Annotated in this window: 15 protein-coding genes and 1 pseudogene; 1 reads left to right on the forward strand and 15 read right to left on the reverse strand. The window is 37.5% G+C overall.

The window, feature by feature from the left end:
• Position 1 precedes the first annotated feature (1 nt).
• The 6 genes from G3O09_RS03970 to G3O09_RS03995 all read right to left on the reverse strand — a co-directional run bounded on the left by G3O09_RS03970 (position 2) and on the right by G3O09_RS03995 (position 10,728).
• Positions 2 to 1,777, reverse strand: coding sequence for a sensor histidine kinase (locus G3O09_RS03970; RefSeq protein ID WP_163100183.1), 1,776 nt, complete (start codon positions 1,775 to 1,777; stop codon positions 2 to 4).
• Positions 1,778 to 2,121: 344 nt separating this feature from the next.
• On the reverse strand, positions 2,122 to 6,297 hold the full coding sequence (locus G3O09_RS03975) for an endo-alpha-N-acetylgalactosaminidase family protein (RefSeq protein ID WP_240338325.1): 4,176 nt from the start codon (positions 6,295 to 6,297) through the stop codon (positions 2,122 to 2,124).
• A 169-nt stretch (positions 6,298 to 6,466) separates the two neighbouring features.
• Positions 6,467 to 6,802, reverse strand: coding sequence for a fibronectin type III domain-containing protein (locus G3O09_RS03980; RefSeq protein WP_163100184.1), 336 nt, complete (start codon positions 6,800 to 6,802; stop codon positions 6,467 to 6,469).
• Between the two features lie 55 nt (positions 6,803 to 6,857).
• Entirely contained in the window at positions 6,858 to 7,031 is a 174-nt protein-coding gene (locus G3O09_RS22850) for a M14 family zinc carboxypeptidase (protein WP_338048402.1), read from the reverse strand.
• A gap of 744 nt (positions 7,032 to 7,775) precedes the next feature.
• On the reverse strand, positions 7,776 to 8,768 hold the full coding sequence (gene mgrA, locus G3O09_RS03990) for an L-glyceraldehyde 3-phosphate reductase (RefSeq protein ID WP_163100185.1): 993 nt from the start codon (positions 8,766 to 8,768) through the stop codon (positions 7,776 to 7,778).
• Between the two features lie 301 nt (positions 8,769 to 9,069).
• Positions 9,070 to 10,728 (reverse strand): M4 family metallopeptidase, encoded by a 1,659-nt coding sequence (locus G3O09_RS03995; RefSeq protein ID WP_163100186.1) that lies wholly within the window; start codon positions 10,726 to 10,728, stop codon positions 9,070 to 9,072.
• 715 nt (positions 10,729 to 11,443) lie between these two features.
• On the opposite strand from G3O09_RS03995, the gene G3O09_RS04000 reads away from it, so the two are divergent.
• Positions 11,444 to 12,997 (forward strand): ABC-F family ATP-binding cassette domain-containing protein, encoded by a 1,554-nt coding sequence (locus G3O09_RS04000; protein WP_163100187.1) that lies wholly within the window; start codon positions 11,444 to 11,446, stop codon positions 12,995 to 12,997.
• A gap of 285 nt (positions 12,998 to 13,282) precedes the next feature.
• Here the strand turns inward: G3O09_RS04000 and G3O09_RS04005 are convergent, their stop codons facing one another.
• The 9 genes and pseudogenes from G3O09_RS04005 to G3O09_RS04045 form a co-directional block, all read right to left on the reverse strand.
• Positions 13,283 to 15,328, reverse strand: a complete 2,046-nt coding sequence (locus G3O09_RS04005) for an N-acetylmuramoyl-L-alanine amidase family protein (RefSeq protein WP_163100188.1) — start codon at positions 15,326 to 15,328, stop codon at positions 13,283 to 13,285.
• A 632-nt stretch (positions 15,329 to 15,960) separates the two neighbouring features.
• Positions 15,961 to 16,116: pseudogene (locus G3O09_RS22370) on the reverse strand (low molecular weight phosphatase family protein); the annotation flags it as partial.
• Between the two features lie 104 nt (positions 16,117 to 16,220).
• On the reverse strand, positions 16,221 to 17,201 hold the full coding sequence (locus tag G3O09_RS04015) for a tRNA dihydrouridine synthase (RefSeq protein ID WP_163100275.1): 981 nt from the start codon (positions 17,199 to 17,201) through the stop codon (positions 16,221 to 16,223).
• Between the two features lie 628 nt (positions 17,202 to 17,829).
• Complete coding sequence (menC, locus tag G3O09_RS04020) at positions 17,830 to 18,921, reverse strand: o-succinylbenzoate synthase (protein WP_163100276.1); 1,092 nt, start codon at positions 18,919 to 18,921, stop codon at positions 17,830 to 17,832.
• An 89-nt stretch (positions 18,922 to 19,010) separates the two neighbouring features.
• Positions 19,011 to 19,862 (reverse strand): MurR/RpiR family transcriptional regulator, encoded by an 852-nt coding sequence (locus G3O09_RS04025; RefSeq protein ID WP_163100189.1) that lies wholly within the window; start codon positions 19,860 to 19,862, stop codon positions 19,011 to 19,013.
• Positions 19,863 to 19,942: 80 nt separating this feature from the next.
• Positions 19,943 to 21,103, reverse strand: a complete 1,161-nt coding sequence (locus tag G3O09_RS04030) for a M20 peptidase aminoacylase family protein (RefSeq protein WP_163100190.1) — start codon at positions 21,101 to 21,103, stop codon at positions 19,943 to 19,945.
• Entirely contained in the window at positions 21,087 to 21,929 is an 843-nt protein-coding gene (locus tag G3O09_RS04035) for a GNAT family N-acetyltransferase (protein WP_163100191.1), read from the reverse strand. The genes G3O09_RS04030 and G3O09_RS04035 overlap by 17 nt, the downstream gene beginning before the upstream one ends.
• Positions 21,930 to 22,421: 492 nt before the next feature.
• Positions 22,422 to 22,727 (reverse strand): PTS sugar transporter subunit IIB, encoded by a 306-nt coding sequence (locus G3O09_RS04040; RefSeq protein ID WP_163100192.1) that lies wholly within the window; start codon positions 22,725 to 22,727, stop codon positions 22,422 to 22,424.
• Between the two features lie 10 nt (positions 22,728 to 22,737).
• Complete coding sequence (locus G3O09_RS04045; protein WP_163100193.1) at positions 22,738 to 23,415, reverse strand: copper homeostasis protein CutC; 678 nt, start codon at positions 23,413 to 23,415, stop codon at positions 22,738 to 22,740.
• Position 23,416 lies beyond the last annotated feature (1 nt).

Raw genomic sequence — 23,416 nt, forward strand, 5'->3', positions numbered from 1 at the left:
CTTAATTCTCCGTTTTCATTAGTATAGGAAGTATAAGTTTTACTTTTGTAAATTTATTCTTTTCACTTTCTATTTTTATTCCATACCCTTGTCCACAATTAAGTCTTATCCTGCTTTCAATATTTTTTATTCCAATATGATTAAAGCTTGTGTTGCTTTTTTCTTTACTTGTAAAAATACTTTCAATTTCTTCTTCTGTCATCCCTTTACCATTGTCTTCTACTTCAAAGATAAGATTTTCCTCTGACACATATCCAGCTATAATGATATTTTTTTCTCCATCAATTTCATTAATTCCATGAACGATTGCATTCTCAACTATAGGCTGTAATATCAATTTTATAATATAAAGATTTCTTACTTCTTCCTCCACCTTAACCACTAAATTGAAATCATCTCCAAACCGAACCTTCATTATATCTGCATAATAATCAAGATATTCCAATTCTTCTCTTACAGGAATAAAGGTGGATTCACTTCTAAAGGTTGCAGATAAAAGCTTCATAAAGGAATCTGTTACCTTTCTAATGTTCTCTGCCTTTGAGATCATTGCCATTAATTTAATTACATTTAAGGTATTATAAATGAAGTGGGGATTTATTTGAGCTTGTAAGACCTTCATTTCTTCCTTAGAACGTTCTCTTTCCTTCATATCCCTCTCTACCATAAGGTTCTTAATATCCTTAATCATCTTATTATAGTTGCTTCCAAGCTCATTAATTTCTTCCAAATTAGTATTGGTATTTGTGATTTCATCAAGCCTTCCATCTTTAATACCTTTCATTTTTTTTATAAGTTCTTTTATTGGCTTTAAAATATCTTTAAAGAAGGTTTTACAATATAAAAGAAAAAACAAATTGAATACTAAAAAAATAGCAAATAGTATTTTCATAATGTTCGAGGTATCCTTTGTTAGTGCCTGATCGTCAATTATATTGATAACAGCCCATCCTGACTTTTCTGAAGTATATTTTGATATATGCATAGTTTCTTTTTTATAATTATATTTATAAAAATGATGGTCCTTATTTCTAATATCCTTAAGATATTCTACTTGAGAAACATTTTTCCCAAGCAAACTTTTGTCCGGTGATATTACAATTTTCCCTTTGGGATCAGCGATAATCATTTTTCCTACAGAATCATATGTAAATCTTGAATAGATAGAATTTAGTACCTCTGTTTTAATTTCACAATATATAAACTCAGTAGCTGTATTGTACCAACTGTATTCAGGACTAATTCCAACTAAAAAATCAACTCCATTAGCATTTACATCATCAGAGCTATTAAAATTATTTATACTTATTACTTTGTCTTTATTTTTTATACTTTCCTTATACAATGAACTGTCTTTTACATCAGAATCATTTTTATATAGAGGATTCTTATACTTAAATATCTGGCCATTCTTTGAAAAAAATACGATTGAATTTATCTCTCCTTGATAGGCAAATAAATAATCAAGCTTTGATTCTATCTTTGTGGAAATTTCAAGCTTTTTAACAGAATCCTTTTCCTCATACCAACTACTTACAAGAGGTAATAGTTCATTTTCGTTGGAAACCTTTGCTACATTGAGGGATATCCTTCTTAGCTCAAGCTCAATATCCATTGATAGCTGTTCCATATTTTGCTGAGTCTTTTCAATGTAGTGAGAAACCAAAACTCTTTCATAAAGCTTATTAACAACAACACTAGTGATGATAAAGGGAATAACTATAAATAAAATAAAACTACTAATAAATTTCTTCGACATACTTCTATTCTTTATCATATAATTACCACCTCATGTTAATAATAGTATAAATTGGCATCTTTAATAAATATAAATATTAAAGAGCATCAACGAAAAATGTAAATGCTCAAAGCTACTTTATGACATGAAAAGAGCCAGCAAGTTTTAATCGCTGGCTCTTTTTATTCACGTAATCTAGCATTGAAAGAGAGAAAGTCATCCTCTTTCCTCTACAATATTATTTATTTGAGATTAATTTGAACAGGATATGATTTTCCATCATCAAGAGTGATAGTTAATCTATAAGTACCTGCGGTCAAATCTCTTTTTTACTTCAAGCATGCTTGGGAGTATGGGTGTTTTACCAATTACTGTACTTACTTTTACTTCAGGAAATTCAGGGATTGTACCCTTGGAACTGTTACTATAACAATAGCCTGAGCTTTTATTTTAGTTCCTGTTACCCTACCATTTACGCTGAATGATCCAACATTCTTATAGCTATCTTTAGCTATTTTATCCCAAGTTACAGGTACATTTATAACTGTACCATTTGATGTGATCATCTTCGCAGTTTCTGGCATAACAGGTGAAGTTCCTACTGTAGTGTAAACATTCATCACTTTTGCATCTACTATATCAACTTCTTCACTAGCCGTTACAGATACAGTAGCTGTAATAGCTGCAGCTTCAACGCCATTAATATGTCCTACCACTTCAAATGATCCTTCTTCAGCATATTTTGAAGGGGCAATTGCTGGCCATTGAACTGGCAATTCCATTTCTGTATTATTGCTCAATGTTGCCTTTACTGTTGAAGGCATTTCCGGATGCATTCCCACTGATGTGCTGACCTCATCGATATCTGGTCCAGTTATGGATGGAGCTTCTTGTGCAACTCTCATCTCAGCTACACTCGCCCAACCATTAATACCTTCTAACGCTGTTAACTTAACATGAGTTATTGGCTTTGAACTATCAATTGCTACTTGTTTTGTAGCAACTGTTCTTTCCCATGTTCCATTTGAAACAACTTTAGTAAAGTCTTCAGCATCTGCATACTTAACATATAGGTCAAATTTTGTAATGAAGCCATTACCACTTGCTTCTCCTCTACTATTAGTCTCCTGTCTTGGAGTTACATCTAATCTGTTTACATTGTAAGCTTTACCTAAATCAAGAGTAATGGATTGTGGTAATGTATCGCTTCCATCCCAAGCTGTGTGCCACAATGAACCTGTGTTTCCATCAAGAACATTTTCAGGGTTATCACCTTCTTGATAACCAGTTGCACTTGCTTTGATACCATCTACAGGGATAACAGATAAGTCAACAGGTGCAATTGGCAGCGGTTCAATTGTAGCATCCTTTGCTTCCTTAACCACTAGATCATCAAGGATAAAGTCTCCTGCTGAACCTCCAGCCGTATTTCTTGTTCCGATCCAGAAATCTTCTGTACTTGCTGTAAATTTAACAGTGAACTGTGTAGGAACGGTTGCCTGTGGCATTGGTACATTCATAACTTCCTTAGTACTGTTACCAACAATGAAATTAATCTTCTTATCAAACTGACTTTCATATTTGAATGATACTTCGTAAGTTGTTCCTTTATCGAATCTTAAAGTCTGCGGTAATGTTCTCATGATGAGACCGCTACCAGTTTTATGGGACTTAATGGACCATTCGCCATTTAATACGTCATCAACTGCTTTTCCATTCCATCCTTTTTGAGTGTATGGAGCGTGTAATTCTGATAAATGAGTACGTGGATCACTTACTCCGTCAGCATCTGATATAACAAATGGAGTCAAACCTTGGTCAACATTTTCAAAATCCTCAGCCAGTACAACATCTGGAGATTGTGGAACAACTCTCTTTGTAGGTACAGAGCGTACATCGTCAAATGTTACAGTCGCTGTTCCTGGAGCTACTTTCAAGTATAATTTTGCAGTTTCCTGTCCCTCTGCTACATCAAATACTACTCTCATTCTCTGCATATTTGTGCTGTGCTTTGAGTCAGCTGAGATATAGTTTTTAAGCGGTGAACTTTCAGTATAGTTAGTTATGTTTGCTCCGCCGAAATTTTTAACACCAATTGTCGTTTTACGTTTTGCATTTCCTGCAGTGTTTGGATCGCTAGCATTTGTACTGTTTGGTGTATTGCCAACCTGAACATATATTGAAGCTGAGTATGTTCCTGGCTTCAATCCTGATAATTTAGTTTCTAATACAGTCTCTTCATTGTTTTCTTTTACTACTAATTCATATTGTCCACGATTGTTACGTTCTACTGTTGCAGCACCGCTCTTTACTTTCCAGTGATCTAATGTTCCGCTGTTGAAGCTTGGATCCTTTGTAGGCATTCCATATCCCCACTCCATATCTTCAGCAGTTACAGAAACATCACCTTTGTATACAACGTAAGCTTGTTTTGGCTCTGCATCAATCGTGATTTTGCCATTAACTACGTTTAATACTTTTTTATCTTTCTTACCGGTATCTGTTAATGTGTATAACTTAACTGTTGAAACATTGTTCCAGCTATTTGGAAGTTCCCATGTAGATGATCCGCCAACTTCATTATAGTGATATAGTTTTTCTTCAGCACCAGCCAATTCGCTTTCTGTCTTATCAGCATTTGGCGACCATGGTAACAAATATTGGAGGTTATTGAACCTTACATCATCATAAACTTTACCGTTACTTGTTCCATCTTGTATTGTTACATCTTCTTCAAGAAGTTTCTTTCCATCTTTTGTGAATACTCTTTTTCCGTCTTCTGTCCTTTCGGCGACAACATTTCCTTCAAATTCAGCTCGTCCCACATTATTGGTTACTTCGTACTTCGTCATTGGGAAGCTTTGCAGATATTTGGTTGGTAGATTTGTTTTGAATACAACATCGATCATTTCATCATAATTTACTCTACCCTGCCATCCTTCAGCATCTGTTGCCTCAGTACCACCGAGGATTGGATGACGAACTATCCAAGTATCCTTCTGGTTATTTCTTACAAATCTTGCGATGTCACTGCTGTAGCCCTTTGTGTGTTTTCCACCGTAATCATAGTCAACTGACCAGTGATTCCAAACGGCTTCATCTTCTAATACATTTGGAAACTCAGTAGCAAGGGTCCATCCCAAAGAATTCACTTCTCTTGCAAATCTTCTTCCATTAAAGCCCTGTTCATACCATGCATCAGCATAAATAAAGTCAAGTGTTGGTGCATCGTCCTTTAACATCTGTAAACGGTTCATTCTATTGCCAGTATAAACTTCTCTACGGTATGTTGGGTCATCAAAGTCATATGATTGGTCAAGCCAGTCCCAACCGGCTTTGTTGAGATTAACTAATTGATCATCAAAAGCCATTGCTTCTGGGTGAGCGCCTGTACCACTAATATGTACACCCATGAAAGCATTATAGCTCTGTGCTTCTCTTACAAGAGTATCCATATCCTTCTGTCCGCCCTGACGTACACCTATATGTCCGCCATAATCCGGATGTGCCGAGTCATGACCTTCTGCTTGGTAACCCTTTAGTTCCACAAACTGTCCAAGCCCATCAGTTGATAAATATATTTTTTTTGTTTCATCTAATGTCTTTAAGAATGGGTTTGTTGCCTGGCTACCAAAGTTCATTGGTATACGGTGAACAACAAGTTCAGACATTCTGTCGCTGCCAACAGGATTGTTCATAATATTACGGTATGCAACTGCTGCATCCTGCCAGTCCATTTGATAATCACCATTTGCATCTTCTGTAATCACTACTTTAGCGTGTGGTAATGGCTCCGTTATATCATCAGGCATTTCATTTCCACGATATACCCATGAAGCACTCCACAAAGCTGTACGAGAATAACCCGTTTTCTCTGTAGTCTGCTTAACAATACGGTGGTTGTCATTGTCTGCATATTTATTTGTATCACCAAATGCATTTGACCAAACACTCGCTGCCAATTCATCATTGTTAATGAACGCGTACATATAGTTTTTTGGTGTACTATCTACCGTAGGAGTACCTGATACAGGTTGATACACATCACCTTTTTTATAAACAGCAGTTTCCATTCTGGAACCGGCAAATTCTGCGCCCGCTTCTTTACTTCTTACCGATACTAAGCTATGGTTTGGAATTTCAATGGTGTGTATTCTCGTTGGACCATTTTCTTCTACTTTTGTTACTTCAAAATTAAGTGCATTCTTTTCTACTGTTATGGATAGAAATATTACTACATTTAACTCATCAACGGTTAGAACATAGTCAGCTTTATTATCTGCTGCTTCTGTGTAGGTTACTTTCGGTACATAGTCTGTTCCGTTAATTCTTATTGTGTTTAATACATCTTCTGAGCCATTTAATACTTTGCTGTTTAACTCATACTTTATTACTCTTGGAAAATTCTTATCTACCTCAACTTTCATTTGATTTGATGCTATTATTCCATCATTAGCTGCAGCATCTGCAGTTCCTGAAAATGCTGGAATTGTAATGCTAATCATCTGTGCAGAAGCTACCACAATTGCTAAGTTTTTAATTATTTTTGACAGTGACATGATTTACCTCCTCTAGGTTTATCCATTACTTTTCAATTGCTTTTAATTAATCGATAGTGCAATTGCCATTAAGTCAGCATCACCTCTTTGTGTTCAATGAAATTACTTCAAGACCCAGTCACGAACGATAATAACGACTAATTCATTCTGGTTATTTTATTTCTTATTATTATCTCCTGGTTTTGGTATTGGTGTAGCGCTTCGGAATCGGTATTGGTTTTGGATCTGGTGATGGTGTCCAGCCACCACCCTGTGATTTGGCTTTTGTCGTCACCTCTACAATCGGACCATTCATGCTCCAGTTTCCTGCTGCATCGCCTGCTTCAACTTTAAACGTATATTTCGTGTCAGATGACAGGCCTTTGACTTTATAGCTAGTGATATCACCTGCTAATGTAACTAGTTCACTTTCATTCTTGTAAATTTTGTAGCTTGTAACACCTGTATCATCTGCTGCCGCTGTCCATGAAAGTTTAAGTTTAGTTCTACCAACATTTGAAGTCATTAATTCTTTATCTTCTGACCATGTTGGTGCAGTTTCGTCTGCTGGTTTTACGTCCTCATAACAGAGTCCAGTCGCGATTCAAGTCCAGGGACTTGCCGGTCGCCATGATTTTAGTACCGCGGGTATTCATCTCCGCCCCGTCAGGATTATACATCGGAATAAAATATAGGGTAGATTCAGCTAATACTTTTGAACATCCTTGGAGTTGTTGCTTGCATATGTTTTCAATAGGTCAAGGGCGGCCTCTGTCACTAATCTTTCATTCTCATGTATTTGAGCCTGAATCTAAATCTTTTTTGAACCGGTTCCAACCTTTGCTGCATAAATGCTCCGGGCTGCAACTCCATGCACCTCCCTTAATACTCAAAATATGTGTTATGTTGCAAATTTCTTGCTAATTCAACGTTATTGCAAACTAAGTTAATACTTAATGATATATTTTAACTAAAATTTGACTATTCTTTGTTTTTTGAAAACTTGATTAATTTAACCTACGTCCTTTGTCTCATAAAAATCAGTAATTAATGTTCACTTCAGTTTGCATGGTTAATTTCTATTTAAGTCGAAATGCACTGCAATCAATAACCAAAGTTAACGTAACATCAAATAATCCCCATCTACCTAGGTGGGGATTATTTGACGCTTAACTTTATGCAGTTTGTTCTGCTTTCCACACCGACAAACCCTCAATTTTTGTCTTTTTTCGGTACCTGATACCAACCATATGAAGTTATTAAAGAGCATAAAAATGAATTGGAAATTAAATTGAAAGAGGACTATAAACTTACTATTTTAAAAAAATGGGAGAAATAATTAGTTGTTTTAATGGTAATGGCTATATCCTATTAACTGCTTGTGCAGGAAGCACTGTCTCAAAAATTATAAAAGAAGAGAAAAAGAAGAGTAATTTAAGTAAAAAAGAAGAATACCAATAGGGGATAAAGGTTAAACCCTCTATCCCCTTTTATGTAATCTAACGACTTAGAATCGAATCAATTCTATTTAATTCATCCTGTGTGAACGTACGGTTGTTTAATGCCTTCACATTTTCCTCGATTTGATCAGCTCGGCTTGCACCAATAATAGCAGAGGTAACTTTTCCCTCGCGAAGTACCCAAGCTAAAGCCATTTGAGCGAGGCTTTGCTCACGTTCTACAGCAATCGAATTCAAATCTTTAACTTTTTCTAAAACACTCTCTGTAATACGCTCACTTTGCAGGAAGGTGTTTGGCCTGCCTGCCCGAGAATCAGCAGGGATTCCTTTTAGATAACGACCTGTTAACATTCCTTGAGCGAGAGGAGAGAAGGCAATGGAACCTACACAAGATTTTTCTAGTACATCCTGTAAACCATCTTCAATCCAGCGATTAAACATGCTGTAGCTTGGCTGGTGAATAAGGAGCGGCGTTCCAAGCTTGTTCAAAATTTCAACTGCTATAGCTGTTTGCTCTGCACTATAATTGGAAATCCCAACATATAATGCCTTTCCCTGACGAACAATTAGGTCCAGCGCTGCCATGGTTTCTTCCATAGGAGTTTCAGGATCTGGACGATGATGATAGAAAATGTCCACATATTCCAAGCCCATTCTTTTTAAGCTCTGATCTAAACTGCTAACCAAATACTTTTTAGAACCCCAATCCCCATATGGTCCATCCCACATGGTGTAACCTGCCTTTGTTGAAATAATCATCTCATCTCGGTAGATTTTCATCTCATGATGAAGGATTTTACCAAAGTTTTCTTCTGCCGAACCTGGGACGGGCCCATAGTTATTTGCTAAATCGAAGTGTGTAATACCTAAATCAAAGGATCTAAAAATAAGTGATTTCATATTTTCATAGGAATTCACACTGCCAAAGTTATGCCATAACCCTAATGAAATGGCAGGCAGCTTAAGCCCAGAATTCCCGCAACGCTGATATTGCATCTCTTGATAACGCTGACCACTTGCTTGATAGACCATTATTTAACCCTCTTTTTCAAAATTTTTTATATTTTTATTTTAACAAATAATTTTGAAATTAAAAAATATTAATGAAAGCACACGAATGGTGCCAGACACTAGTCTTAAGGTGAGCAACTTATTTACAATATATGTTTGCATAAACTAAAATCTCTCAGATTATTAAACCTTGATAAATTTACATAATATGTTGCTAGTGTGATCCTAACAAAAAAAACCTCAAACTCTTAGTCTGAGGGAGTATAAAACGCACTTCAATATTCATATTAAAATCAGCTGAAAATTTTCTTGAAGAAAATACCTAGTAAATTCCCACCGAATCAAATCCAGAATTAACCGCAGCGACTTCCTCGCTGCCTTCACCATAAATATCGATGGCAGACTGTACAATCGCCTTACGTGCGTCGCTAAAATTGGAATTTGGAGTTAAATAAACAGTTAAGGCACGATAATAAATTTGTCCTAATTTTTCCCTTCCGATTTTTTGACCAATCAAGTATGCGGCATGGTTTGTAATGGAGGAGTTAACATGGACTCCACCGCCATCAACAGAAGTTGGCATGTTATAAAACTCATCCATATGGTCTGGATAGACTCCACCATTAGTGCTGTACGCCCTTCTTTGCGCGTTGCTGACTACCACACTGTTTGGTTTGCTTAAGCTGCGTAATACTGTTACACCATTAGCTTTGGCAGCAGGTGCCATAATATCCTCGCCCATTTCCCAATCACTATCGTCAACGAGTGCACCAAAGACGTCAGCAAACGATTCGTTTAATGCTCCAGATTGATTGCGATATACTAAATTTGCTGAATGAGAGATGACACCATGAGTCATTTCGTGTGCAGCAACGTCTAGACCAGCTGATAGAGAAGTCATGAACATACCGTCACCATCACCATAGGTCATCCAAAGTCCATTCCAGAATGCATTGTTATAATTGTTGCCAAAGTGTACAAAAGAACTAATAGCCATTCCTTCGCCATCCAAGGAATTACGGCCATGTTCATTTAGATAATACTCATATACCTTCTCTGAATTATAGTGGGCATCAACAGCTGCTCTATCATAATCTCCTATAAAGGCAGCCGAATTCCCTACATAGAGAGTGTCATTCCTTGGATCCCCATCATTTTTGGCATCATACGTAAAGATTCCTCCAAGGTTCTCATGAGAGTAATCTGCTAACGCAAACTTAGTTCCAGAATTCGGTTCCTTCACATGGCTAATATGTAATTCCCTGTGATCTCCGTGTACACCTTTTCCAACACCTTTTTGTGTTTTCATTTCATCAGCATGCATTAGGCCATTATACTGGTCGATGACTTTCCCTGTGTTTGCATCCACAAAGACAAACCAGTTTCCAGGCTCATCCCCCATGAAGTTAATATTCACTTTATAGGCTGTATAATTTTCCCCTTCAAAAGGAAGGACAACAAGCTCAGTAGTTGGCTCATAGGTCAACTCTTCAGGTGCATTGACAGAGGATTGTGCGGCCTTTAGTGCAGCATCACTACTTAAAGCAGCAGTCGTGTCCACTGCATCATCGGCAATTGTCTGATTTATTCTTCCGTTGACGGATACGACTTCATTATTTTTATTAAAATGAACAACAAGCTCTGACCCTTCTACGTTCACTCCATTTACTGTCTGATTAAAGCGGACGTGAGTCATCCCTAGATTATCTTTTTCTACACTCTTCACTTTTAGATTTTTATCCGGATTATTAATTCCGGTTTTACCTTCATTCCTCTTCAAATAATTTAATGCATTGGAAGGAGTACTAGAAGAGAATTTCTCTGCGAAGCGCTCTTTTACAAATAAAGGAACGCTAGCTTTCTCATTCCACTCCTTAGAAGCTTGTACATTAACTGGTTGCGCAAAAACACTACTAACTGGGATAGAACCTACCAACATAGCTGACGACAGAACTACAGGTAAAATAAACTTTTTCTTCATTATTCCATTCCTCCCATCAATTTCCATTCACTTTATTATAGATTGACAATAAATAACTTTCATGAATAATTAGAATTATTTGAATCATATAAAAAAATGGACAAATAAGCCTGGTTAACACATTATTACAGGTAAAAAACACTATTCTGCAAAGCAAGGATAAAAAAATGCGGTACAATGATCTGATATGCTTTACTTTTGTTGAATCTTTTTCAAGACAGGCAAGAAAAAGACCCCGAATTCGTAAATAGTTTTATTTACGAATTCAGGGTCTTTTTAGAAAAGAGTTTATTTTTAATAGTAAATTTTTATTTGGGTTACATCTTTAAAGAGAGTTTTACGACGCACTCCACATGTGTTGAGTGTATGTGACAACACATGGGGTGTTGATGAGTTTCCAATTGTTTTAAAGATTTATCCAAAAACTGTTTCATCTCGATCCTGTCAACGGACTGTACACCCTAAAATTTTGGTTTAGAACTCAACCGATTCTTTCAATTTTGTACAACTATTCCCAAATGGGAATACCTCATATCTTATCTCCTGGTATGGTTGTATAATAGACTCTTACGTGATATGCCCAATAAAGAAAAGGCAGACTTCTAATTTGCCCAAAAATCGAATTATATTTTGCACAAAAAATAACTTCAAGATAGAAAATCTAGTCTAAATCTAGTAAAATATCCACATGTTACATTAGATAAGGGGTTAATAAATGAGTGTATTAAACGTACAAAATTTAAGTCATGGTTTCGGTGATCGTGCAATTTTTAATAATGTGTCTTTTCGACTTTTAAAAGGAGAGCACGTTGGACTAGTTGGGGCAAATGGTGAAGGTAAGTCTACTTTCATGAATATTGTTACAGGGAAGTTGCAACCAGACGAGGGGAAAGTGGAGTGGTCACGAAAGGTTCGTGTTGGTTATTTAGATCAGCATGCTGTACTTCAAAAAGGTACTACGATGCGTGACGCTTTGAGTACTGCTTTTCAATATCTATTTGATGCTGAAGCAGAGATCAATGCACTTTATGCAAAAATGGGTGATGAAGGTGCTGATATCGATGCACTGCTGGCTGAAGTTGGAGAGCTACAAGAAACTCTAGATAATAATGATTTCTATCAAATTAATTCAAAAGTTGAGGAAGTTGCTCGTGGTCTAGGATTAGACGATGTTGGACTCGATCGAGATGTAGATGATCTTAGCGGTGGGCAACGAACGAAAGTTTTGCTAGCTAAGCTTTTGCTAGAAAAGCCTGAAATCCTATTACTAGACGAGCCTACGAACTATTTGGATGAACAGCATATCGAATGGTTGAAGCGCTATTTACAGGAATATGAGAATGCATTTATCTTGATTTCACATGATATTCCATTCTTGAACAATGTTGTTAACCTGATCTATCACATGGAAAACCAAGAGTTGAATCGCTATGTTGGTGACTATGATAACTTCTTAAAAATTCATGAAATGAAGAAGCAACAGCTAGAGTCTGCTTACAAGCGTCAACAACAAGAAATTGCTGATTTAAAAGATTTCGTTGCTCGTAACAAGGCAAGTGTTGCGACTCGTAATATGGCAATGTCTCGTCAGAAGAAGCTCGACAAAATGGAAGTTATTGAATTGGGAAAAGAGAAGCCGAAACCAGAGTTTAATTTCAAAGAAGCTCGTGCAGCTAGTCGTTGGATTTTCGAGGCTGAAGATCTTGTTATTGGTTACAATGAACCACTTTCTCGCCCTCTGAATTTGAAAATGGAACGCGGACAAAAAATTGCATTCGTGGGTGCAAACGGTATTGGTAAGTCTACTCTTTTAAAAAGTATTCTTGGCTTGATTAATCCGATTTCGGGCAAAGTGGAACGTGGTGAGTATCAATACATCGGTTACTTCGAACAGGAAGTTAAACAGTCCAACTACAACACTTGTATTGAAGAGATTTGGAGCGAGTTCCCAAGTATGAATCAGGCTGAAGTCCGTGCTGTTCTTGCAAAATGTGGATTAACAACGAAACATATTGAAAGTAAAATCGAAGTACTTTCTGGTGGCGAAAAAGCCAAAGTTCGTTTGTGTAAAATATTAAACACCGAGACGAATTTATTAATTTTAGACGAACCTACCAATCACTTGGATGTCGACGCAAAAGAAGAATTGAAGCGTGCTTTAAAGGCATATCGTGGAAGTATATTGATGGTATCCCACGAACCTGATTTCTATCGTGAAATTGCAACCGATATTTGGAATTGTGAGGATTGGACTACAAAAGTGTTTTAAATAAAGATTAAGGGGTACCTCAGTAAAATTTTACTGAGGTACCCTTTTCTATCTATTTCAATATTAATTTAGCAACAGCTTCCACATGTGTTGAGTGTATGTGGCAACACAAGAGATGTTGGTGAGTCAAAAAATATAAACCCCTTCATACCTTTTTGTATGCAGGGAATCAATCTTGCTTAAAGGTTATCTATTGCAGCTACTGAAGATATTTTCCTTGAAGGATTATTAAGTGTCTGCCGCTGAATAAGCACGGATATTTTATGTTAGATTTGGCTTAACGGCTCATAATGGGATTCGTTGATTTGCTTTTTCGTAAAAATCCCTGTTTGTCGCTGCAAAAAACTCCTTAGTAGCGTTTTCAACTCCTTCAATCAATTCAGACTCGTCTATCTTCGAACGTTGTTTGATTATTTGTTCTACTGCATCTTCCACTATATTTTCTCTTGCATATCTACGACTGCCTAAATCGTTGCTTGCTTTATACATAACTTTTAGTTTAGATTCCAACGACTTATTAAACACGATATCTTGAACTTTTGTAAATTCAGCATCCGTCAAACTAATTGACATCACTATATCAATATACTCTTCTTTTAATTGAGCGAACATTTCGATTCTGTCATCTTGAATGAAGTGGTCGAGGATTTTCTTAGAACCAACCGTTCCTGCGATTCCACCAGCAACTCCGGCCACTACACCCACTACAGTACCGACAACATTTCCTGCACCAGGAACTACGGAGCCTAACAAAGCGCCCGCACCTGCACTTGCACCAACTCCTGCCAGAAAGCCACCTCCTGCAACTAGAGTATTCTTTAATAACTGTTGATTTGAAATTCTCCCTACAAGCGAATCGAAGATATTAGGGACCATGATTATTCCGAATGAAATAACCATACCAGAACGTTTTGCTACTGTTTCTGCCATGATTTTCTTACCCGTTTGTGAAGCGATCCTAGCAGTCATAATTTTTGCAATCTGCTGCGAGCCCGCATAAACTACCGTTCCCATTACTAAAGTTTTAGTTCCAGCTTTTGCTGCCATAACAGCAGCGTCTTTTGTTTCAACACCAGACCATTTTGCTTGTGCGAACACAATAGCAAAACTTATCCCTGCCACTGGCAAGGTTTGAACAACTCCGTCAAGTGCATCATATTTTAATGAAGTAAGATTTCCGCCCTTAGCAATCAATTTAGACTCGGCCCAAGTAACATGTCCTTTTCTAATTATCTTGTATGCATCTTTTGGATTTGAATGTCCTGGAACTTTCCCATCAGCTATTTTCCTTTTCATTAGTTCAATCGCTTCATTATATTGGTCCTTAGGAACTTCTAGTTGCATACCGCCATATCTGTATTCTCCTCCATCAGCTTTTGGCTTAAACGCAAAGTTTACAGAGTTTCTTGCGCTAGATAAATATTTTGTTTGAATTCTTGTCGAACCAACAACACGATCAGCACCATCCTTGGCATTGTCTTGCCCAACTCTTTGTACTTTCAAAAACGGATGCTTAACTTTGTCTATTAAATCATTTGCATATTCAGCAGCAAATCCATGTCCTTGAGGATTGTTAACAACCCCATTTAAAACTTCCTCATGAAAGTGTGAATCAACATTAGCATAAACCGCCCCCATAGCACCTATTGATTCCGCAACAGCACCCGGTGTCATCAAGGTTTTTTCAAATTTATCAAAATCAGCTTGCATCTTTTCTTTGATGAAGCCTGTTTCAATATCATTTGTATATCCAGTATTAATAAGTGAGGTGATAGTTAGCACTAAAGCTTGAGCATATTGCTCATTACCATCTATGTGAAGTTTACGGATTTTCCTTCTGAAATAGTAGAACTTAATTACCTTTTGTTCTGGAATATACTTAACTTTCCAAAGACCTGCAAATGGAAAAATTTCAGAAGTTGTTATGCCCTTTTCCATTTTCCCTTTTTTCTTATCCGTCTCAAATACTTGATACCTTGCAAAAATCCCCTCTTGAGCTAGTAAGACACCATACTCTTTAAATTCAAGTTCTTCTTTGCTTCTGATTGGAGAGTAACCGAAAAATTCAAGGTCATTAGCATCAATAGCTTTCCTGAAAGTAGAATCACCATTTACAAACCATTTTGCACGACCGTAAGGTAGTTTTTCGCCAGTAAGCGAAAAAGACTGATGGGCAATATTATTGAGGGTATCACGAACAACATCAGAATCATAATTGTGAATTCCCTCAATTTTCTTTTTCCATCCTCTAAACTGAATTTCGGTTATTATCTTTTCATAGTTTATTACACTAACAACTAATGCAATAAGTCCTATTATTTCTATTGACATATCAACATCTCCAAAGCGAAAAATAATTTATTCTATCTATATACATTCAATTTAATGAGAACGAACTCCTCTATTCGGCCTCCGTTCGTAGATAATATTATGCTAACTTCAGCCAAGCAACCGCTTCGCAATGTGTCGGGTGTAAGTGGCAACACATGGGATGCTTGTTGAGTTTACACTAATTGTTTAAGACCATAAGAATAATTGTTGTAAGTTAGTCTAGCTGATTGGGTTTCGTTTACAGAAATGCATTATCCAGATCATATCGGACGTTAGATTTCTTAATTAGACTTGATTTAATCAAGTCTTTTTTAATTCCACTTTCATTACCAAACAAAAATTGAAAAAGAATTTTTCTAACATAATGATTCCCTTACCATGTCTAGAAGAACAAGAAAATCGCTAACTTTTCACTGAAAGTTGAAGATAAAGTTCAATTAGAGGAACAAAAACTAGTTTATTTACAACAGCAGAAACAATGGTTTATGCAACAAAAGATCATCTAATGAAGGAAATAACAAAACAGCACCTCTCTCATCCGTTGAGCTGGTGCTGTTGCTTTTTTGGAAATGCATTAATTTACCTTAAAATACAGTTTTGAGAGTAGAAATCCTTCTGTGATTTATCCTTTCTTACTCTCCAGTTTTGGCAAAACGTTCAATTCTTTCCCAAATCTCGTCCCGAACTATTTGGAAGAATGCCCACTTCTCTTCTTCTGTACCTTCAGCCTAAGCAGGATCATCAATTCCCCAGTGAACTCTCTTGACATGGAGTGGAGTGACTGGACACAAAAAACTGGAATACGTTTGCTACAAAGGAACTTAAAACTGAATTAAATAAGTACACATGAGTTAATGTGATTCATTTATTCTCTAACTTTTTGAGAGTTACATCATTTCACTGTCCCCGCCCCGTCTTCTTTTCCAAAGTTATCAAGCAATGCACGCACTTCATCTTTTGATTTCGTGTTCATCAATTGATTTCTTAATTCACCAGCTCCACGGAATCCTTTGACATAAATTTTGAAAAAGCGATGAAGCCCTGAGATTGAACGTGGCAGTATTTCCGCATATTGATCTTGAAGATCAAGCTGCAGTCTTAAAAGATCAAGGTATTCTTTACTGCTATGCTCCTTGGGCTCTTTTTCAAAAGCAAAAGGATTTTTAAAAATGCCTCGCCCGATCATAACGCCATCAATACCATATTGTTCAGCAAGCTGCAGCCCAGTTTGACGGTCAGGAATGTCTCCATTGATTGTTAGTAGCGTATTTGGTGCGATACAGTCACGTAATTTTTTGATTTCCGGAATTAGCTCCCAATGCGCGTCTACTTGGCTCATTTCCTTTCTTGTACGTAAATGAATAGAAAGGTTCGCAATATCCTGTTTTAAAATATGCGATAGCCACTCCTCCCACTCATTTACTTCGCTATAGCCAAGTCGTGTTTTCACGCTGACAGGCAGTCCGCCCGCTTTTGCTGCTTGAATAAGTTCTGCCGCAACGTCTGGACGCAGAATAAGACCACTGCCTTTCCCTCTCGATGACACATTCGGTACAGGGCAGCCCATATTAATATCGATGCCTTTAAATCCTAGCTCTGCCATGCCAATACTCATTTGACGGAAATATTCGGGATTATCCCCCCAAATATGTGCCACCATCGGCTGTTCATCTTCTGTAAAAAGCAAACGGCCACGCACACTTTTCATGCCGTCTGGATGACAATAGCTATCCGAGTTTGTAAACTCTGTGAAAAACACATCCGGTCGACCGGCTTCACTTACTACGTGACGAAAAACAACATCTGTCACATCTTCCATTGGTGCAAGTACAAAAAATGGTCGTGGTAAATCACGCCAAAAATTATCTATCATTTCAAATTCAAATCCTCTCACAATGAATACAACTTCAAACTATCGGTCAAAAAATACAAAACTATATGATCCAATACTTTTACATTTATATCATGCTTAATTACTTATTATCAAACACAAAATACATTTGGACATTTATTATTTGTGAAAAACTAGTGTAAAAATCGGCAATGTTATTTTAACGAATATCGTTTCTGAATGGTATTTTAATAAACAAGGCTCTGTTAAATTTATCCACTAAGTTGATTGGAGTGGAAGGCGCTCGACTCCTGCGGGAGCAGCGGGACAGGTGAGACCCCACAGGCGCAGAGCGCCGAGGAGGCTCACCGCCCGCCCCGCGGAAAGCGAGTGCCTGGAACGGAAATCAACAGCACCGTTTAACAGAGCCATAAACAAAAAAGCAGCTGGTATAGATTTTTTCTATATCAACTGCTTTTCTATTATACCCACTACAACTACGCGACAGATTCCCAACGTCTAGAGTGAATGTGGCATTACATGGGGTGCTGGTGAGTTCCTAATATGTTTCTTACTTTAGTGTCAGACACCACCCATGGACAAAATTTGAGAATTTGTCCTCGAATGGTGCCTGTCGCTAATTTTAAGACCATTTTTATACGACCCACTTTTATTGATAAACTGTATTGGATTGGGTGAAGACTAGTTTTTCTATACGTAAGGATTCAAGTACCTTCCTGTTGATCTCATAACCAATTCCTGGTTTAGTAGGAACAGTTATCACACCATTGTTTACGAGTACTTCGGGGTCAATGATATCTCTTTCCCAATATCGGGATGAACCAGCTGTATCACCTGGTAAATTGAACTGTGGTAAAGTGGTTATGGCAATATTATGTGCACGGCCAACCCCAGCTTCTAGCATTCCACCACACCAGACAGAAACGCCATGTTCAGCACAATAATCGTGGATTCTCTTGGATTCTGTAATTCCACCCACTCTACCAATCTTAATATTAATAATTTTGCAACTGCCTAATTCAATTGCTTTTCTAGCATCTTCAAAGGAATGGATGCTTTCATCTAAACAAATGGGGGTTGATAGTTCTCTCTGCAATTTGGCATGATCGATAATGTCATCGTGTTCAAGTGGCTGTTCGATCATCATGAGGTCCAGTTCATCCAGCTTTTTCAATGTTTCAATGTCCTTTAGCGTATAAGCAGAATTCGCATCGGCCATCAGTAATGTATCAGGAAACTGTTTTCTGACTTCTTTTAACATTTGATAATCAGAGCCTGGCTTAATTTTTATTTTCAATCGCTTATAGCCTTCTCTTATAAACCCTTCACAAGCATGAAGGAGATCTTTGACAGTAGGTTGAATGCCAATACTAATTCCTACATCTATTTGATGCTTGGTCCCACCAAGTGTTTTATATAGAGGACTCTGATTTCTTTTTGCAAATAAATCCCAAACAGCTCCTTCTAATGCTGATTTAGCCATGTTATTTCTTCTGATCGATTGGAATCGTTTTGACACTTCGTCAGGATGCTGAATCTGTGACTCAAATAGGAGAGGAATTAAAAACTTTTCCATCATATGTTTGTTCGTTTCTACGGTTTCCTCACTATACCAAGGGCTTGAAAAGGCGGCGGATTCACCAAATCCGATGCAACCGGAATCATCCTCCATCTCAATTACAAAAAATTCTTTTTCTTGAAAGGTCCCAAAGCTCGTGGCGAACGGATGCTTCAACTGCATGATTAATCGGTGAAGGGTGACTCTACGAATCGAAAAACTTCTATTTGTCACTTATTTTCCCCCTTTTCTACAATTCTAGGATTTCGGGCTTATTCTACAAAAAAATGTTTATAATGGAATTTTTCATAGGATTCCATCCGTTCTTTAAACTGCTTAGAATTTTTTACAGATACACCTGCAATGATTGCATTCATGAGTGAAAAAACAGCTGGAGCCACATCTAGTGTGGATTTTTTCGGAAGATGTACCGTAAATAAAACATCTACAAACTCACGGATCGGTGCAACCTCGGAATCTGTTATCCCTATGACAAATGCGCCATGCCTCTTTGCTTCCTTCGCCATATTAATAGTTTCTAGAGCATAACGATGAAAGGAAAAGGCAACAAATACGCTGTTCATGTCCATTTCTCGCATTCTTAAAATTAAGTCATCACTATCAGTTCGAAACAATCGAACATTTCCACGGATTAATTCAAGAGTAAAGGTAAACCAATGAGCCATTGCATAAGAGGAACGGACACCTGCGACAAGAATCCGATTCGCAGCAACTAGCTGTTCTATGGCCCTTTGAAAATCTTCCGTTCTTAATCTTTCAACTGTTTGATTGATAACCTCTGCATCCTTTTGCATGATTTTCTTCGCAAAATCCTGATTCTTCTCGATCCCATTCTTCAAAGAATGGTATTCTACTAAGCTACTATTGTTATTTAATAAAAACTCTTGAATATCTTTTTGGAAGGAACTAAATCCACTATAACCAAGTGCATGACAAAATCGGATGACAGTCGTTTCACTTACATGAATCTGGCCACCCACCTGCTCAGCAGAGTTCATCGCAAAAGCTTGAGGATTAGCTAAAAAATGTTTTGATACTTTTTTCACCCCTTTTGAAAATTGGCTATATTTTTCCTGGACATCCGTTTTTAGCGTATCTATCATACTTTACTCCTGGGATAAATTTTTGAAAGCTTCTCTTTATTTTTGATTTCTCCGAAACCTTAATACTACTCACCATTTTTTCACCTGCCTTGACTCCCTTTCTTTTCTCCGACCACTTTTGTAATGGCCGTGCTTACTATTTTCACTCCGTTAAGAAGAGAATCAAGGTTAAAGCTCATGTTCGGGTGGTGCAGCCCAGGTGCTAACCCAGTTCCAAGACCGACCATTGTAGCCTGCATATTAGGATAGGATGCTTTATAAAAATGGAAATCCTCCCCACCTGGAGTGACTGGAGGTGGAACAAGCCCTTTTTCACCTAGCACATCTATGATTACCTCTTTTACAATCTCTTCAAAGTCAACACTACGTTCCGCTGCGACCATTGACGCAAAAGGTTTTAAACTAACCTCGGCATGATTCATTGCACCAGCTGTTACTACAGCATGCTCGACCTTTTTGAGTAGTTCAGACATTATCTCATTTCGTTCAGCACGAACATCAATTCCGAATTCGGCATAATCCGGTATCGTATTCAGATTGGCTCCTCCTGCCTTTATCATCGTTACCTTGGCAGAGGCTGAAACTGTGGGATCCATTTTTATCGCATTTACAGCTTGAATAATAGACCCAATGGAATCCACCACATTGATTCCAAGATGAGGTCTGGCTGCATGTGCCTGGACTCCTTTTATTTCACCTCTTAATAAAGTTGTGGCCCCGTGATAAATACCAGGTGATGCTTTTCCATACTCCATTTCCTGAATCGGTCTCAAATGAATACCAAGCAGGTAATCAATGTCCTCTATCACGCCGTTTTCAATTAAGGCTAGGGCACCATTGCCTGTTTCTTCTGCTGGCTGGAAGATGAGCTTTATTAAGCCTTTAGGGGTAAAGCCAATTCTCTTCAAGCAAGTAATGGCAAGGAGCACGATGGTCATGTGGGCATCATGGCCACATGAATGATTGGCTTTCCATTCGCCATCAACAAGCTGATAGAGGGCATCCATATCCGCTCTAATCCCAATCGTTGGACCATCATTGGGATCGCCCCAATATCCGATCACACCAGGGTGTGAATCAAATCGTTCCGTTGGGATTCCTATATTCATTAACTTAGATATGATATATTTCGTTGTCTCTACTTCTTTCCAGCTAACTTCTGGATTACTATGTAAGTGATGGTAGGTAGATTTTATAAGATCTTCATGCTGATTTACCCACTCATTAATTGCCTTTATCATGACTTTCCTCCAACCTTTTATTTTCAAGCATATAGTAATGAATGTAAGAATTAGATTTCTTCTGAACTCCGCTTATGATAAATCCAGATAATAGGGCTTCATTTAAAACATTTCTCAATGCAAGTCTCCAGGCCCTTGCCGCATCAAGATTTGAATGTTTCACCAACTGGATATTTGATGGTACAGAAACCAGATATCCTCTTTGCTGAGGATTGATTTTTTTCACTACTTCTGAAGGATATTCCCCATCAGTAGATAGTAGAATTTCATATTCATTTTCGAAAGGATCTGGGATCCCACCATCTATTGTTTTTTCTACCCGCCTGGAACAAAGATCCCACTCCACTAATAACCGATCCGATGGCAGCCCTTTATTCAGTTTATCTTGCATTTCTCCATAATACGAAGGTAGGTACGTTCGGGAATAGGCACCTAATTTACATAAATTAAAGAAACCATTCCTTATTTCTAGAGGATCATATGTCCAAACGATTTTTTGATAACCATTTACAATTGCCCTTTCCCTTTGCTTAAGTTTTAATTGAAATCCTAATCCACCATTTTGATATTCAGGACGGACCCCAGTCATATGGGAAACTAAATAAGTCTCTCCATTTTTTAATCCAGCAAATCCGTAACTGAAACCTATTAATCTATCATTTAAATAGGCTCCTATAATCAATCCCCCATGATGAATAGAGGCTACTAGCTGTGGAAGTGGCGACACAACATCCGCACTCCAAATCTCCGATTGAAGCAAAACGACTTCATTTATTTCCTCCAAAGCTTCAATCCGCCTATATGTGATGGAATCAGTCAGATTCAAGGATCTTACCTCCTTACCTCTATAAAATAATTAAGGGACTCTTAGTTGGTTCATTAACGTGAAGAAACAGTTCATTTAAGTGCTAGATTTAAATAAGGTAGTGGTTACATATGAGGGATTTTATTCAATTACATAGTGAAAATAGTTACTAATTGAAATGATCGTCAAATTCTAAAGCTTTTCCTTCATTATTAAATTTCCTGAAGTGTTTTCTTTTTCGTATTATATAATATTGATTAAACGGAAAACAATATTAAAAGACTGTATTTTCTAAAAATTTAAACAAAACATTTCGACATATTTTAGGGCTAAAATGACATAGTACATATTCAAATTGGTTGATAAAAAGGTGCCTTTCAAAGGGAAAGTTAGATAACTAATACACTTGAAGTGGCTTGAATTCTTGTCTATACTGCATAAACAATAAAAAACGGCCAGAATCCTTATTCTGGCCGCTTTATTATGAAAAATCTTGAAGGTCGAAAACCCTTGCTATTTCCTTACCATCCCCAAAGCCATATCAAGAACGGCTTCCCCATTCATGGTTCCATAAAGAATAGAATCGATCACTGCTACTGGAATATTCTTTGGCTCCGCTTCTTTTTTTACTTCGTCCAATGCATACCTGGCCTGTGGTCCGAGAAGGACAACATCCGCCCCGTCCAGTTCATCATAGATCTCTGTTGCTGGCATTGCTAGAATAGTTGAATCAATTCCTCTTTGAGCAGCAACCTTTTCCATTCTGCTCACAAGCAAGCTGGTGGACATGCCGGCGAAGCAAACTAAAATGATTTTCATTTAGTCCCTCCTATCCCTTTAAAAGCTTAAAGAGTTTGATCAGCAGTTCTTCACTTATATCAGTGAAGGGAGAACTGTCATACCTCACAGCGGTCCCAAAATGATATTCAGGAGCCTCTGTTTCTTTCATGACTTGACTTGCATTTTCAAAATTCAAGCCTCCTCCGACCAAAATTTTGATATGTCCGGATTCAGTGACCATATTTTTTAATGTCTCGGTATTTGAACTTAAATTGCCTTTCCCGCCTGATGTCAGAATCCTGTCAATTTCCTTATATCTTGAAAGAATTTTTACTCCCTCTACAGGATCATCAAGCTCATCTATGGCTCTATGGAAGGTTACCTCCATTCCTTCAGAGGCTTCAAGAAGTCTCTCAAGGTTCGTTTCACATATTTGTTTATGTTTATTGAGAGTGCCAATCACTACCCCATTGGCACCAAGCACTTTGGCCATTTGAATATCCTGTTTCATAAGCTCAATCTCTTCACTGTTATATACGAAGGATTTCGAATGTGGTCGGATGATCACATTGACTGGAATGTTTACGGACTCTATTACCCGTTTGATGAGTCCATAGCTTGGGGTGAGTCCTCCCTCCGAGAGAGCACTCACAAGCTCAATCCTGTCTCCTCCATGTGCTTCAATCTTTTTTGCGTCATCGATCGTTGCTGCGATTAGTTCAATCATT

The organism is Peribacillus alkalitolerans, assembly GCF_010882125.1.
Taxonomy (GTDB): domain Bacteria; phylum Bacillota; class Bacilli; order Bacillales; family DSM-1321; genus Bacillus_BN; species Bacillus_BN alkalitolerans.

Bases quoted from the DNA above. Each gene is read 5' to 3' on its own strand.
- G3O09_RS04025 (WP_163100189.1), bottom strand. From the start codon at position 19,862: ATGATAGATACGCTAAAAACGGATGTCCAGGAAAAATATAGCCAATTT.
- menC (WP_163100276.1), bottom strand. From the start codon at position 18,921: ATGCAGTTGAAGCATCCGTTCGCCACGAGCTTTGGGACCTTTCAAGAA.
- G3O09_RS04040 (WP_163100192.1), bottom strand. From the start codon at position 22,727: ATGAAAATCATTTTAGTTTGCTTCGCCGGCATGTCCACCAGCTTGCTT.
- G3O09_RS04045 (WP_163100193.1), bottom strand. From the start codon at position 23,415: ATGATTGAACTAATCGCAGCAACGATCGATGACGCAAAAAAGATTGAA.
- G3O09_RS03970 (WP_163100183.1), bottom strand. From the start codon at position 1,777: ATGATAAAGAATAGAAGTATGTCGAAGAAATTTATTAGTAGTTTTATT.
- G3O09_RS04000 (WP_163100187.1), top strand. From the start codon at position 11,444: ATGAGTGTATTAAACGTACAAAATTTAAGTCATGGTTTCGGTGATCGT.
- G3O09_RS04030 (WP_163100190.1), bottom strand. From the start codon at position 21,103: ATGATAAAGGCAATTAATGAGTGGGTAAATCAGCATGAAGATCTTATA.
- G3O09_RS04015 (WP_163100275.1), bottom strand. From the start codon at position 17,201: ATGATAGATAATTTTTGGCGTGATTTACCACGACCATTTTTTGTACTT.
- G3O09_RS04005 (WP_163100188.1), bottom strand. From the start codon at position 15,328: ATGTCAATAGAAATAATAGGACTTATTGCATTAGTTGTTAGTGTAATA.
- G3O09_RS03975 (WP_240338325.1), bottom strand. From the start codon at position 6,297: ATGTCACTGTCAAAAATAATTAAAAACTTAGCAATTGTGGTAGCTTCT.
- mgrA (WP_163100185.1), bottom strand. From the start codon at position 8,768: ATGGTCTATCAAGCAAGTGGTCAGCGTTATCAAGAGATGCAATATCAG.
- G3O09_RS03995 (WP_163100186.1), bottom strand. From the start codon at position 10,728: ATGAAGAAAAAGTTTATTTTACCTGTAGTTCTGTCGTCAGCTATGTTG.
- G3O09_RS03980 (WP_163100184.1), bottom strand. From the start codon at position 6,802: ATGACTTCAAATGTTGGTAGAACTAAACTTAAACTTTCATGGACAGCG.